Origin of the sequence: Bradyrhizobium sp. 23 (assembly GCF_023073295.1) — a bacterium.
Classification (GTDB): Bacteria; Pseudomonadota; Alphaproteobacteria; order Rhizobiales; family Xanthobacteraceae; genus Bradyrhizobium; species Bradyrhizobium canariense_D.
In genome coordinates this window covers 202,220-215,797 of record NZ_JADPJF010000064.1, presented here as the reverse complement: position 1 = coordinate 215,797, position 13,578 = coordinate 202,220, and the positions used below count along the sequence as shown (strand labels likewise).

The window sequence follows — 13,578 nt, the reverse complement described above, 5'->3', positions numbered from 1 at the left end:
ATGGCAAGACGCAAGCCGATGCCGACCGCGCGGCGGATGCGATCGTGAAGCTGATCGAAAGCCGCGAGGACGATTTCGACGGCAAGATCTGGTCACCTGATGACGGCGTACGCCACGCGATGGAACTCTCGAAGGGCGCCAGCAAGCCGATCATCATCGCCGACACCCAGGACAATCCCGGCGCCGGCGGCGATTCCGACACCACCGGCATGCTACGCGCGCTGGTCCGCAACAAGGCCAGCGCCGCGACCGGCGCGATCTATGATCCGGAGTCTGCCAAAGCCGCGCATGCAGCCGGCGCTGGCGCCATTGTGACGCTGTCGCTCGGCGGCAAGTCCGGCATTCCCGGCGACGAGCCCTATCGTGCGACCTTCGTCGTCGAAAAACTTTCGGACGGCCGCTTCATCGCGCCCGGTCCCTACTACGGCGGCCGCGAGATGGAGATGGGCCCGTCGGCCTGCCTTCGCATCGGCGATGTCCGGGTCGTCGTATCCTCGCATAAGGCGCAGCTCGCCGACCAGGCAATGTACCGCTATGTCGGCATCGAGCCGACCGAAGAGAAGATTTTGGTCAACAAGAGCTCGGTGCACTTCCGCGCCGATTTCGAGCCGATCGCAGAAAAGCTGATGATCTGCGCCGCCCCCGGCGCGATGCCCGCGGACACAGCCACGCTGCCATGGACGCGCCTGCGGCCGGGCATCCGCATCAAGCCGAACGGCCCGATTTTCACTCCCTCCTCACGCTAACTGGACAGAACACATGCCCACGATCGACCGCATCGACGGCTATGCCGACGAACTCACTGCTATCAGGCGCGACCTTCACGCCCATCCGGAAATCGGCTTCGAGGAAGTGCGCACCTCCGGAATCGTCGCGGACAAGCTGAAGAGCTGGGGCATCGAGGTGCATCGCGGTCTCGGCGGCACCGGCGTGATCGGAGTCATCAAGGGCAAGGGTTCGAGCGGCAAGCGTATCGGGCTTCGCGCCGACATGGATGCGCTGCCGATGGAGGAGAACACCAATCTGAAATGGAGCTCGAAAATCCCCGGCCGCTTCCACGGCTGTGGCCATGACGGCCACACCACCATGCTGCTCGGCACCGCGCGCTACCTCGCCGAAACCAGGAACTTCGACGGCACAGTGCACCTGATCTTCCAGCCGGCCGAGGAAGGTCTCGGCGGCGCCCGCGCGATGATCAAGGACGGGCTGTTCGAGAAATTTCCCTGCGACGAACTCTACGGCCTGCACAACGCGCCCGACCTCAACCACGGCGAGATCGCGATCCTGCCCGGCCCCGCGATGGCCAGCGCCGACTTCTTCGACCTCCGCATCACTGGCTACGGCGCGCACGGTGCGATGCCCGAACGCTCCAAGGACGCGGTGATCATCGCGACCACGCTGGCGCAGGCGATCCAGACCATCGTCAGCCGCAACGTCGAGCCGCTGCAGGCCGCCGTCGTCTCGATCACGCAGATTCACGCCGGTTCGGCGTACAACGTCATCCCCGGCGAAGCGCATCTTTGCGGCACCATCCGCACTTTCTCGAAAGAAGTCCGCATCCTGATCAGCGAACGCATTCGCACGATCTGCGCCGGCATTGCGAGCGCCTATCAGTGCGTGATCGACGTCGACATCCGCGACACCTTCGATGTGCTGGTCAACCAGGTCGAGCAGTCCAAGGTGGTCGAGGAGGTCGCGCGCACCATCGTCGACCCCGCCAACGTGATCACCCGCGCCCAGCCGAAGATGGGCAGCGAGGATTTCGCCGACATGCTTCAAACCATTCCCGGCGCCTATTTCTGGGTCGGCCACGACGGCTCGGTGCCCGTGCACAATCCCGGCTTCGTGCTCGACGACAAGATCCTGCCGATCGGTGCCAGCATGTTCGCCCGGATCATCGAGACCCGGATGCCGGTGGGTGCCCATGCATAAAAAGGGTGTCGAAGAGGAAGTCACCTCGCTGCACGATCTCTCTGCGGTCGATCTGATCGCGGGCTATCGCGCCAAGCAGTTCTCGCCGAGCGAGGTGCTGGAAGACGTGCTCGCGCACGTCGCCGCGTGGGAGCCGCACCTCAAGGCGCTTTATGCATTCGATCCCGACGGCGCGCGCGAGACCGCGAAGGCCTCGACCGCGCGCTGGTCCGGGGGCGAGCCGTCCGGAGCGCTCGACGGCGTGCCGGTGACGGTGAAGGACAACATCGCGACCAAAGGCGTGCCGGTGCCGCTGGGCGCGGCCAGCGTCAAGCTCGTGCCGGCCGAGAAGGACGCACCGCCCGCCGCGCGCCTGCGCGAAGCCGGCGCGATCATCTTTGCCAAGACCACCATGCCTGATTACGGCATGCTGTCCTCGGGGCTGTCCTCCTTCCACGCGCTCGCGCGCAATCCCTGGGACCTCTCCAAGAACCCCGGCGGCTCCAGCGCCGGCGCGGGCGCCGCGGCCGCGGCCGGCTATGGTCCGCTGCATCTCGGCACCGATATCGGCGGCTCGGTCCGCCTGCCCGCGGGCTGGTGCGGCCTCGTCGGATTGAAGCCGAGCTTTGGCCGCGTGCCGATCGATCCCACCTATGTCGGCCGAGTCGCCGGCCCCATGACCCGCACCGTTGACGATTGCGCGCTGATGATGAGCGTGATCGCAAAACCCGACCGGCGCGACGGCATGAGCCTTCCAGCGGAGCCCCTCAACTGGAAGGGGCCGGAGAAATCCCCGCGCAAACTGCGCATCGGATTGATGCTCGATCCCGGCGTTGGCCTCGCGCTGGAGAAACCGGTGCGCGAGGTCGCGGTAAAGGCGGCGAAAGCGTTCGAATCCGCAGGCGCCGTCGTCACCGAGGTCGACGGCATCCTCACGCGCGAGATGCTCGACGGGCTCGACAGCTTCTGGCGCGCACGGATGTGGGACGATCTGTCCAAGCTGACGCCCGCCGAACAGGCAAAGGTGCTGCCCAACATTTTCAAGTGGGGCGAGTCCGGCGCGAAGCTCTCGGGCGTCGACGTCATCAGGGGCTTCAACCAGACCATGGCAATCCGCGCTGCGGCATCAAAGCTGTTCTGCGAGCTCGACTATGTGATCTCGCCGACCGCGCCGAACGTGAATTATCCGGCGGAGTGGGCCTCGCCGACCAACGATCCCATGAAGCCGTTCGAACACATTGCCTATACCGTGCCATGGAATATGTCGGAGAATCCGGCGATCTCCATCAACGGCGGCTTCGACGCCAAGGGTTTTCCCATCGGCGTGCAGATCGTCGGCCGCCGCTTCGACGATATCGGCGTGCTTGGCATGGCCAAGGCTTTCGAGAGCCTGCGCGGGCCGCAGAAGCCCTGGCCGAGCCCGCCGGCGAATTAGATACACTCCGTCATGGCCGGGCTTGTTGTTTAGACTGGCCATCCGCGTTCTCTTACTGGCCGCCACATGCCCAGTCCGCGCAAGACGGACGCTGGCGGCTATGCATGACGTCTCTTCGAGACAGAATTCAGGACAGGGAAGGAAACCACCATGGCGTATGAGACGATCAAATACGAGGTCGCCGAGCAGATCCTCACCATCACGCTGAACCGCCCCGACAAGCTCAACGCCTTCAACGCGCAGATGCAAGGAGAGCTGATCGACGCGTTCGACGCCGCCGACAAGGACGACGACGTCCGCGCCATCATCGTCACAGGCGCCGGTCGCGGGTTTTGCGCGGGCGCAGATCTTTCGTCGGGCGCGGACACCTTTGATCGCGACGCGCGTCGCGGACCGGTGAAGCGCTTCGCCGACGGCAAGGTCGACTACAGTGATTCCCAGGTGCGCGACGGCGGTGGCCAGGTGACACTGCGCATCTTCAAATGCCTGAAACCGGTGATTGCCGCGGTCAACGGTCCCGCGGTCGGCATCGGTGTTACCATGCAGCTCGCGATGGACATCCGCATCGCCTCCGATGCGGCGCGCTTCGGCTTCGTGTTCTCCCAGCGCGGCATCGTGCCGGAGGCGGCCTCGAGCTGGTTCCTGCCGCGCATCGTCGGCATCTCGCAGGCGCTGGAATGGTGCTATTCGGGCCGCGTCTTCCCGGCGCAGGAAGCCCTCGCAGGACGTCTCGTCAGCAAGGTCGTGGCCCCCGATGATCTGCTGCCGGCCGCCCGGGCGCTCGCCAAGGAATTCGCGGCCAAGACCGCGCCGGTATCGGTGGCGCTGATCCGGCAGATGATGTGGCGCATGATGGGCGCTGACGACCCGATGGAAGCTCACAAGGTCGACAGCCGTGGCATCTACGCCCGCGGCCGCTCCGACGACGTGAAGGAAGGCGTGGTGTCGTTCCTGGAAAAGCGCCCTGCGCAGTTCAAGAACAAGGTATCGAGCGATATGCCGGATTATTTCCCGTGGTGGACTGAGCGGGAGTACAAGTGACCTTGTAGGCACTTAGTCCATCAACAACGCCACACGCCCGATCGCCTTGCGGTCGATCAGCAACCGCATCGCCTTCGCAACCTCCTCCAGCGGCAGGCGGTGCGAGACGTGGGGCCGCAGCTTGCCCTCCTCGGCCCATTGGAGCAACGCCTTCAGGCGCACCTCGCCGAGCGCGGGATTTTTCCGCACCGCTTCGCCCGCGCGCACGCCGAGCACGCTCGCACCCTTGATAAGCAAGAGATTGGTCTTGGCTGAGCCGATCCCGCCGGTAAAGCCGATCACCAGCAGCCGTGCGCCCCAGGCGATGCAACGCATCGAGTTCTCGAACACTTCGCCGCCGACGGGATCGAACACGACGTCGGCACCGCGACCGTCGGTGATACGTTTGACAGCATCACGAAACGGCTCGCGGTCGTAGCGCACGAGATGATCGGCGCCCCGCGCCTTGGCGATCGCAAGCTTTTCGTCGCTGGACGCCGTCGCAATCACGGTCGCGCCCAGCATCTTGCCGATCTCCACGGCGGCAAGGCCCACGCCCCCGCCGGCGCCATGCACCAGCAGCACCTCGCCGGGCGCCACCCGACCGCGGTCGATCAGCGCGTGATAGGCGGTGCCGTGCCCGGCGAGATAGGTCGCGGCCTCCGCATAGTCGAACGTCGATGGCATCGGCGTGAGCTGCGACGGCGTCACCACGGTTTCATCCGTGAAGGCGCCGTGCCGCATCTTGACGATGACCTTGTCGCCGACGGCGACGCCGCTCGCCCCTGCGCCGACCTCGGTCACGTCGCCGGCCGCCTCCATCCCCGGCGTAAACGGCAGCTCCGGCTTGAGCTGGTATTCGCCGGCCGCCATCAGGACGTCGGGAAAATTCAAGCCGGCGGCACGGATCGCGACACGCACCTCGCCCGACTTCAGGTCGCGCGACGGAAACTCTTCGAGCTGCAATTTTTCGGGCGCACCGAGCGCGCGGCAGACGACAGCCCGCACCATCAGGCCGCGCTCGCCTTGCCGCGCAGCAGCGCCTCGCGGATCAACGGCAGGCGGTCATTGCCGAAATACATGTCGGTCTTGCCGACGAAGATCGTCGGCGAGCCAAAGCCGCCGCGGGCGACGACTTCTTCGGTGTTGGCCTTGAGCTGATCCTTGATCCCCTGCCCCGAAATGCCCGCGAAGAATTTCTGCTCATCGACGCCGACCTTCCTGCAGATCTCGGCGAGCACTGAATCCTGCGAGATGTCCTTGTCCTCGCCCCAATAGGCCTCGAACACCGCCGTGGCGAAAGGCACCGTTTCCTGCCCGAGCCAGATGCAGCCGCGCATCGCTTTCACGCTGTTCACCGGAAATACCGTCGGTGGCATCTTGATCGCGAGACCGGCCGAGCGCGACCAGTCGGCAAGGTCCTTTTTCATGTAGCGCGCCTTCAGCGGCACCGGTGTCTCACGTTGCGCATAGACACTTGGGTTGACCGTATTGAAGATGCCGCCCACCAGGATCGGCCGCCAGATGATCTCCGCGCCAACCTCCCTGGCCAGCGGCTGAATGTTGTGGAAGGCGAGATAGGTCCAGGGGCTGGAACAGTCGAAGAAGAATTCGATCATGGCGTTTCCGGTCCGGCGCCGCAGGTTTCGAGGCGACTTTTGTTGTTCTGTACCTCGACGTTAAGACATGGCAGGAAGGGGCGCAATCATAACCCGCCGGGAGGGCCGCCATGCTGTTTCCAACCACGATCGCCGGCTCATTGCCGAAGCCGGAATGGCTCGCCGAACCCAACATGCTCTGGGCGCCCTGGAAGTCGCAAGGCGACGAGCTCGTCCGCGCCAAGCGCGATGCGACGATGCTCGCCGTCAAAGTCCAGGAGGACGCCGGGATCGACATCGTCACCGAGGGCGAGCAGGCCCGGCAGCATTTCGTCCACGGTTTCCTGGAGAAGATCGAGGGCATCGACTTCGCCCACAAGGTCGAGATGGGAATCCGCAAGGATCGCTACAAGGCGATGGTGCCACAAGTCGTCGCCCCGCTCCGGCTGAAGAGCCGCGTCCACGCCGACGAGGCGCGTGTCGCCCGCGCGCACACGATGAAGAAGCTGAAATTCACCCTGCCCGGCCCGATGACCATCATCGACACCATTGCCGATCGCTACTATGGCGACCGCGTCAAGATGGCCTTTGCGTTCGCCGAACTGCTGAACGAGGAAGCCAAGGCGCTCCAGGCCGACGGCGTCGATCTCGTGCAGTTCGACGAGCCCGCGTTCAACGTCTACATGGACGAGGTCAACGATTGGGGCATCAAGGCGCTCGAGCGCGCCGCGCAGGGCCTGACCTGCGCCACCGCCGTGCATATCTGCTACGGCTACGGCATCAAGGCCAACACCGACTGGAAGGAAACGCTCGGCGCGCAATGGCGGCAGTACGAGCAGATATTTCCCGCGATCGACGCCAGCCCAATCCAGCAGGTCGCGATCGAGTGCCGCAACTCGAAGGTGCCGCTCGACCTGCTTGCGCTGCTCAAGACCAAGATCGTGCAGGCCGGCGTGATCGACGTCGCCAGCCACACGGTGGAGACGGCCGAGGATGTCGTGCAGGTGATCGACGCCGTGTCGAAATTCGTACCCAAGAGCAACATCATCGCCACCACCAATTGCGGCATGGCGCCGATGCGGCGCGAGATCGCCGAAGCCAAGCTGATGGCGCTCGGCGCCGGTGCCGCGCTGGCACGCGAGAAGCTGGGTTAAGGATGTGATCCGTCTGGCGTTCACCATTGCAGCGCTTGCCGCGTTCGCGCTGTCGGCGCGCGCAGAGGATCGTTCCGTGCTTCTCAATTGCAAAGCAATCGTGGAGCGTGCGTCGAAGGATGCGAATGCCGCGAGCGAAGCCGAGCTGACGCGCTGCCGCCAAGTGATCCGCGAATGGGCGCTGCGCGATGCGCGGACGACAGTGGATGAGCACGGCAAGCCGCTGCGCTAGCGGCGGGCGGTCGGATGCAGCACGGGCTTATATCCAGCGATGATCGCGCGGAGCGTGGAAGGCGGCGTCAGCAGCATCGGGTGATCGAGGGCGCTCGTATGCGGGACGTAGCCCGCCGGTGACCACAGCAGCGGCTTGCCCTGCGCGAGGAGGAAGCAGTCATCGCCCTGTTGCACCATCGCGCCGTCAGGCAATTCCGCGAGCGGCATCGGCAGCACATGCAGCCGTTTCTTGCCACGATCGAGCCGCTCCCGATGCAGCACGGCATCCATCGCCTTGGCGCTGATCCCGCGGGCGTCGTTGCCCATCTCCCATGCTACGCGAAAGCGCTTCGCATCGTCGCGGCGGCAGAAGAAGCAGGGCCGATGGCCGGCGGCAAAAGCCGTGGCCTCGTCGAGGAAGAACAGCTCGGTCCAGCTCCGCCGCGCCATCACGGGTCGACGCCAGCCGCGGAATTCGCACAGGCAGGTGATCCAGGCCGGCGACGACCAGCGCTTTTTCAGCAGCGTCTTCGTCGCGGGATCATGAATGATGCCGCGGTTGCCGGTGAACATGCCGCGGTGCGGTGTCGCGATGATCTCGCCGATCGGCGTGACGCGGTTTTGCAGGGGCATGGTCGCCTCCACCGGTCATTGCGAGCGAAGCGAAGCAATCCAGAAATGCATCCTCGGAGGTAGCCTGGATTGCTTCGTTGCTTCGCTCCTCGCAATGACGGCGATAATCACGCCGCCCCGTCGCGAAGCGGCGGGTGATAGGACAGCGCGGTGTCCCAGGGGAAGAAGATCCAGGTGTCCTGCGAGACTTCGGTGATGAAGGTATCGACCAGCGGACGTCCCTTCGGCTTGGCGTAGACGGTTGCGAAATGCGCGTCGGGGAGCATCGCGCGCACCAGCTTGCCGGTCTTGCCGGTATCGACGAGGTCGTCGACGATCAGGAGCCCCTTGCCGGTGCCGCCGCCGAGTTTCATCACGTCTTCGGAGATGCCCTTCAGCACTTTGAGGTCGCCCTGTTTGTCGTGGTCGTAGCTGGCGATGCAGACCGTATCGATCACGCGCACGCCGAGCTCGCGCGCAACGATCGCCGCCGGCACCAGGCCGCCGCGCGTGATCGCGATCACCGCATGAAACGGACCAACCTCGTTGAGCCGCCAGGTCAGTGCCCGGCAATCCCGGTGGAACTGGTCCCACGACACCGGAAAGGGGCGGCCCGCCCGTTCTTCCGCACTTAGTTCCGGTGCTTCACCAGCCATCCTCGTCTCCTGCTTCGTCTGCCGGCAGCTAGGTTGCTAGCGGGTGATATTCAATCCCGCCAGCATTTCCTTCACCGCCGCCATTGCGGCTGCGAGCTTGTCCGCATCGCGCGAGCGCACCACCAGATTGGTGTTCGGCTTCTGCTCTTCATCCATGAAGGGATAGCTGCCGATGATAGTGTCGGGATGTTGGGCGGCAATCGCCCGCAGCGGGCTGCCGATGTCGCCTTCCCGCGCATTGGCGCGGACCGATTCAGAGAGCATGCGCACGCCCGATTTCAGCTTGGGCGAGACGATGTCCATCATCGCCTGCATGATCGAGGGCACGCCCGCCATCACGATGACATTGCCGATCTTGAAGCCGGGGGCGAGGATGGTCGCGCTCTGGATCAGCTCGGCACCATCAGGAATGCGGGCCATGCGCAGGCGGGCCTCGTTGAGGTCCTGCTCGCTCCAGCGCTCGCGGAAACGGGCGACCACCTCCGGGTGATGGTCGATGCCGACGCCGAACGCCTTGGCGACGCTATCAGCGGTGATGTCGTCATGGGTCGGCCCGATGCCACCCGTCGTGAAGACATAGGTGTAGCGATGCCGCAGTGCATCCAACGCGGCAATGATGTCGGACTCGTCGTCGGAGACGACCCGGACCTCCTTCAGGTCGATGCCGATATTGGTCAGGTATTCGGCGATGAAGCCGATGTTCTTGTCCTTGGTCCGGCCGGACAGGATTTCGTCCCCAATGACCAGAATACCCGCCGTGACGATCTCGCTCATACCTCAAGTCCCTCACCTATCGGCCCGACTTTGCCGAGGTAACGCGTTGAAGTCACGCGGTTTTGCTGCCGAAATAAGCAGTCCTCAGCCATTTTTTCAGGCAAGCCGCCGGCCATCCCCGGCAAATGTCCTCTCCCCATGCTTATCGCGCTGGCCCGGCCCTTGCTACCGCATGAAAGTCATGCACTCTTGCCGCATGGCCAGGACGTTGCGGTCTTCACCAGGGCCTCGCGACCTGTCGAATGGCGCAACGCCTTGCGGAGACAAGTCGGGATTTATGGCAGTCGCGTTTGATGAAATGAACATTCCCGGTGGGGACCTTCGCCCCGCCTATCAGGAGCTGGCGCGCTGGCTCAAGGAGACGCCTCCCGAGGCGCTCGAATATCGCCGCCAGGAGGCCGAGCTCCTCTTCCGCCGCATCGGCATTACCTTCGCGGTCTATGGCGACTCAGAGTCCACGGAGCGCCTGATCCCCTTCGACGTGATCCCGCGGATCATGTCCGGCAAGGAATGGGCGCTGCTGGAGAGGGGCCTGAAGCAGCGCGTGCGCGCGCTCAACATGTTCCTGCGCGACATCTATCACGGCCGCGATATCCTCCGTGCCGAGATCGTGCCCGACGACCTCATCTTTCAGAACCCGGTCTTCCGTCCCGAGATGAACGGCCAGCAGGTGCCGCACGACGTCTACGTGCACATCGCCGGCATCGACATCGTCCGGGTCGATGCCGAGGACTTCATCGTGCTGGAGGACAATGCACGCACGCCCTCGGGCGTGTCCTACATGCTGGAAAACCGCGAGATCATGATGCGGCTGTTTCCGGACCTGTTCGCCCGCCACAGGGTGGCGCCGGTCGAACGCTATCCGGACGAGCTGCTATCCGCCTTGCGCTCGGTGGCGCCGCAAAGCGCCTCCGGCGAGCCGACCGTCGCGTTGCTCACGCCGGGCGTCTACAACTCGGCCTATTACGAGCACTCCTTCCTCGCCGACAAGCTCGGTATCGAGCTGGTCGAGGGCCGTGACCTCATCGTCAAGAACAACGAAGTGTTCATGCGGACGACCGAGGGCGTGAAACGGGTCGACGTGATCTACCGCCGCGTCGACGACGACTACCTCGATCCCCTCACCTTCCGCCCCGACTCCGCCCTCGGCGTGCCCGGGCTGATGTCGGCCTATGCGGCCGGCAACATCACGCTCGCCAACGCCGTTGGTACCGGCATCGCCGACGACAAGGCGATCTACTCCTATATGCCGGACATCGTAAAATTCTATCTCGGCGAGGAGCCGATCCTGAAGAACGTGCAAACCTGGCGCTGCCGCGAGCCGAAGGACCTCGCCTATGTGCTGGACCATCTGAGCGAGCTCGTCGTGAAGGAGGTGCACGGCTCCGGCGGCTACGGCATGCTGATCGGTCCTGCCGCGACCAAGGCGACGATCGAGGCTTTCCGCGAAAAGCTCAAGCGCGAGCCCGAAGGCTTCATTGCGCAGCCGACGCTGGCGCTCTCGACCTGCCCGACCTGCACGGCGTCGGGCCTTGCGCCCCGCCACGTCGACCTGCGGCCGTTCGTGCTCACCGGCAGCAAGAGCACCACGATCGTGCCCGGCGGGTTGACACGCGTTGCCCTGAAAGAAGGCTCCCTGGTGGTGAATTCGAGCCAGGGCGGCGGCACCAAAGATACCTGGATCCTGGACGAGTAGAGAGATGCTGTCGCGTACCGCCGAAAACCTCTATTGGCTCGCCCGCTACGTCGAACGGGCCGAGTATCTTGCGCGCACCATCGATGCGACGCTGCGCGTCACCGCGCTTCCCGCCGCCTATATCGGCAAGACCAACGAATGGGACTCGGCGCTTTTGACCGCCGGCGTCGCCGCGAGCTTCTATCAGCAGTACGAAGAAGCCAACGAGCGCAACGTCGTCGATTATCTCTCGTTCTCGGCGGATAATCCGTCCTCGATCAGGAATTGCATCGAGGCCGCGCGGCTGAATTCACGTTCGGTGCGCACAGCGCTGACGAGCGAGATGTGGGACACCATCAACTCGGCCTGGATCGAATTGCAGGAGGTCTGGAGCAGAGGAACCTCCACGCGCGAGGATCTCGCAAAGTTCCTGCGCTTCGTGCAGGAAACCTCGCTGCGTTTCGACGGCTCGGCCTACCGGACCATGTTGCGCAACGACGCCTACTGGTTCTCGCGGATGGGCCTGCATCTCGAACGCGCCGACAACACCGCGCGCATTCTCGACGTGAAATACCATGTGCTGCTGCCGGAGGAGGAGCATGTCGGCGGCCCGCTCGATTTCTACCAATGGACCTCGATCCTGCGCTCGGTTTCGGCACTGACGGCCTATCACTGGGTCTATCGCGAGACACTGAAACCCTGGCTGATCGCGGATTTGCTCATCCTCAACGATTCGCTGCCGCGTTCGCTCGCAAGCTGCTACGGCAATCTGGTGCGCAATCTCGATCAGATCGGGGTCGCCTATGGCCGCCAGGGCCCGGCCCAGCGCCATGCCCGCGGCATTCGCAACCGGCTGGAACACAGCAATATGAACGACATTTTCCAGCATGGCGTGCATGAATTCATTCAGGAATTCATCTTGGACAATTCCAGGCTGGGCGAAATCATCACGAAGCAGTATTTGATCTGATACTGCTGTCATTCCGGGGACGCCCGCAGGGCTAGCCCGGATCGATGACGCTACAACAACGGTCCACCATGCGCCTGCGAATCCTGCACACCACGACCTATCGCTACGAGCCGCAGGCCACGAGCGTGATCCAGATCCTGCGCATGACGCCCGGCAGCCATGACGGGCAATATGTGGCGGAGTGGCAGATCGACGTGTCGACCGACACCAAGCTCGACACGCACGAGGACGCGTTCGGCAACGTCACCCACGTGCTGTCCTGCGGACCGGTCGGCGACATCAAGATCACCGCCGAGGGCCTGATCGAGACCCACGACACCGGCGGCGTTCTGCGCGGCGCCGACGAGCGCTTTCCGGCCGGCATGTTCTTGCGGGCCACCGACCTTACCACGGTCAATCCCGCGATGAATGCGGTCGCGCGCCAGCTGCGCAGCGAGGGCGAGAGCGACACGCTGGGCTTCCTGCACACGCTGATGACGCAAATCAGCGATCACATGACCTTCGACGAGGACCCGACCAACAGCGGCACGTCGGCGGCGGAAGCGTTCACGCTCAAGCGCGGCGTCTGCCAGGACTACGCGCACATCTTCATCGCCTGCGCCCGCAGCGGCGGCGTGCCGGCGCGCTTCGTCTCCGGCCATTTCCTGCGCTCCGACGGCACGGTGCATCAGGACGCGGGCCATGCCTGGGCGGAGGCCTATGTCGACGGTCTCGGCTGGGTCGGCTTCGATCCCGCCAACAGCATCTGCGCCACCGACGCCCATGTCCGCGTCGCGATCGGGCTCGATTATCTCGGCGCCGCCCCCGTACGCGGCACCCGCTATGGCGGCGGCGCGGAGACGCTGTCGGTGGCGGTCAAGGTCCAGCAGGCCGGCCGTGGCGGCCAGTCGCAATCGCAGTCCCAGCGGCAGAGCTGAGCCGCGCCCCGCGCGCCCCTCACCCACGGTCTGTTTCCACCCTGCCGCCCCGCGGCAATCGGGGGTTGGAGCGGCCGTTGAAATTGGCTAGTAATCCGCGCAAACGCGTTCGGGGACAGGAAATGACCTATTGTTGCGGAATTCTGGTTCGGGACGGTCTGGTGATGATCGCCGACACCCGCACCAATGCCGGCCTCGACAACGTCTCGACCTTCCGCAAGCTCCACATCTTCTCCAAGCCCGGCGATCGCATCATGGCAATTGCCAGCGCCGGCAACCTCGCCATCAGCCAGTCGGTGCTCTCGACGCTGACCGAGGGCCTCGAAGACCCCGACACCGGTGAGATCGAGACGCTGATGAACGCGCCGACCATGTTCCAGGCCGCCCAGCGCATTGGCCGGGCGATCCGGGCCGTGCACGCGACCGAGGGCCCCGCACTGAGGTCTGAGGACGTATCGTTCGACGTGTCCTTCCTGTTCGGGGGCCAGATCAACGGCGCGCGCATGCGCCTGTTCATGGTCTACACCGCCGGCAATTTCATCGAATGCACCACCGACACACCCTATCTGCAGATCGGGGAGCACAAATACGGCAAGCCGGTGCTCGACCGCGCCATGCATTACGACGTCGAACTCTACGAGGC

15 protein-coding genes are annotated in these 13,578 nt (G+C 64.5%); 10 read left to right on the top strand and 5 right to left on the bottom strand.

The annotated features are described in order from the left end of the window. The 4 genes from IVB32_RS16135 to IVB32_RS16120 all read left to right on the top strand — a co-directional run. The coding region (locus IVB32_RS16135) for an MlrC C-terminal domain-containing protein (protein ID WP_247410729.1) at positions 1 to 746 on the top strand (746 nt) is incomplete at its 5' end. A 13-nt stretch (positions 747 to 759) separates the two neighbouring features. Next, the gene (locus IVB32_RS16130; protein ID WP_085351102.1) at positions 760 to 1,932 is read left to right on the top strand and encodes a M20 aminoacylase family protein; all 1,173 of its coding nucleotides are present in this window, start codon (positions 760 to 762) and stop codon (positions 1,930 to 1,932) included. Continuing rightward, positions 1,925 to 3,346, top strand: coding sequence for an amidase (locus tag IVB32_RS16125; RefSeq protein ID WP_247371619.1), 1,422 nt, complete (start codon positions 1,925 to 1,927; stop codon positions 3,344 to 3,346). The genes IVB32_RS16130 and IVB32_RS16125 overlap by 8 nt, the downstream gene beginning before the upstream one ends. Positions 3,347 to 3,496: 150 nt before the next feature. Continuing rightward, entirely contained in the window at positions 3,497 to 4,387 is an 891-nt protein-coding gene (locus tag IVB32_RS16120; RefSeq protein ID WP_247371617.1) for a crotonase/enoyl-CoA hydratase family protein, read from the top strand. A 12-nt stretch (positions 4,388 to 4,399) separates the two neighbouring features. Here IVB32_RS16120 and IVB32_RS16115 read toward each other — a convergent pair whose 3' ends face one another. Both IVB32_RS16115 and IVB32_RS16110 read right to left on the bottom strand, forming a co-directional pair. Further along, positions 4,400 to 5,377: an NADPH:quinone oxidoreductase family protein gene (locus tag IVB32_RS16115; protein WP_247371614.1), complete on the bottom strand. Its 978-nt coding sequence runs from the start codon at positions 5,375 to 5,377 to the stop codon at positions 4,400 to 4,402. Then, on the bottom strand, positions 5,377 to 5,985 hold the full coding sequence (locus IVB32_RS16110; RefSeq protein ID WP_247371610.1) for a 2-hydroxychromene-2-carboxylate isomerase: 609 nt from the start codon (positions 5,983 to 5,985) through the stop codon (positions 5,377 to 5,379). Before IVB32_RS16110 ends, IVB32_RS16115 begins: the two co-directional genes overlap by 1 nt. Positions 5,986 to 6,095: 110 nt before the next feature. Between IVB32_RS16110 and IVB32_RS16105 the strand changes: the two genes are divergently transcribed. Both IVB32_RS16105 and IVB32_RS16100 read left to right on the top strand, forming a co-directional pair. After that, complete coding sequence (locus tag IVB32_RS16105) at positions 6,096 to 7,118, top strand: methionine synthase (RefSeq protein WP_247371608.1); 1,023 nt, start codon at positions 6,096 to 6,098, stop codon at positions 7,116 to 7,118. Between the two features lie 4 nt (positions 7,119 to 7,122). Then, positions 7,123 to 7,350 (top strand): hypothetical protein, encoded by a 228-nt coding sequence (locus IVB32_RS16100; RefSeq protein ID WP_247371605.1) that lies wholly within the window; start codon positions 7,123 to 7,125, stop codon positions 7,348 to 7,350. Here IVB32_RS16100 and IVB32_RS16095 read toward each other — a convergent pair. The 3 genes from IVB32_RS16095 to IVB32_RS16085 all read right to left on the bottom strand — a co-directional run bounded on the left by IVB32_RS16095 (position 7,347) and on the right by IVB32_RS16085 (position 9,373). Then, positions 7,347 to 7,964, bottom strand: coding sequence for a hypothetical protein (locus IVB32_RS16095; protein ID WP_247371602.1), 618 nt, complete (start codon positions 7,962 to 7,964; stop codon positions 7,347 to 7,349). The two genes, IVB32_RS16100 and IVB32_RS16095, sit on opposite strands and share 4 nt — an antisense overlap. A gap of 107 nt (positions 7,965 to 8,071) precedes the next feature. Beyond that, positions 8,072 to 8,599, bottom strand: coding sequence for a xanthine phosphoribosyltransferase (gene gpt / locus IVB32_RS16090; RefSeq protein WP_007602504.1), 528 nt, complete (start codon positions 8,597 to 8,599; stop codon positions 8,072 to 8,074). 36 nt (positions 8,600 to 8,635) lie between these two features. After that, positions 8,636 to 9,373 (bottom strand): molybdopterin-binding protein, encoded by a 738-nt coding sequence (locus IVB32_RS16085; protein WP_018455305.1) that lies wholly within the window; start codon positions 9,371 to 9,373, stop codon positions 8,636 to 8,638. Between the two features lie 277 nt (positions 9,374 to 9,650). Here IVB32_RS16085 and IVB32_RS16080 point away from each other — a divergent pair, with 277 nt between their 5' ends. From IVB32_RS16080 to IVB32_RS16065, 4 genes are all read left to right on the top strand, one after another. Further along, positions 9,651 to 11,069, top strand: coding sequence for a circularly permuted type 2 ATP-grasp protein (locus IVB32_RS16080; protein ID WP_018455304.1), 1,419 nt, complete (start codon positions 9,651 to 9,653; stop codon positions 11,067 to 11,069). A 4-nt stretch (positions 11,070 to 11,073) separates the two neighbouring features. After that, positions 11,074 to 12,018, top strand: a complete 945-nt coding sequence (locus tag IVB32_RS16075; protein ID WP_018455303.1) for an alpha-E domain-containing protein — start codon at positions 11,074 to 11,076, stop codon at positions 12,016 to 12,018. 68 nt (positions 12,019 to 12,086) lie between these two features. Further along, positions 12,087 to 12,935 (top strand): transglutaminase family protein, encoded by an 849-nt coding sequence (locus tag IVB32_RS16070; RefSeq protein WP_247371599.1) that lies wholly within the window; start codon positions 12,087 to 12,089, stop codon positions 12,933 to 12,935. Positions 12,936 to 13,057: 122 nt separating this feature from the next. Further along, positions 13,058 to 13,578, top strand: a 521-nt coding sequence (locus IVB32_RS16065) for a peptidase (RefSeq protein WP_247410725.1), incomplete at its 3' end; no start/stop codon positions are given.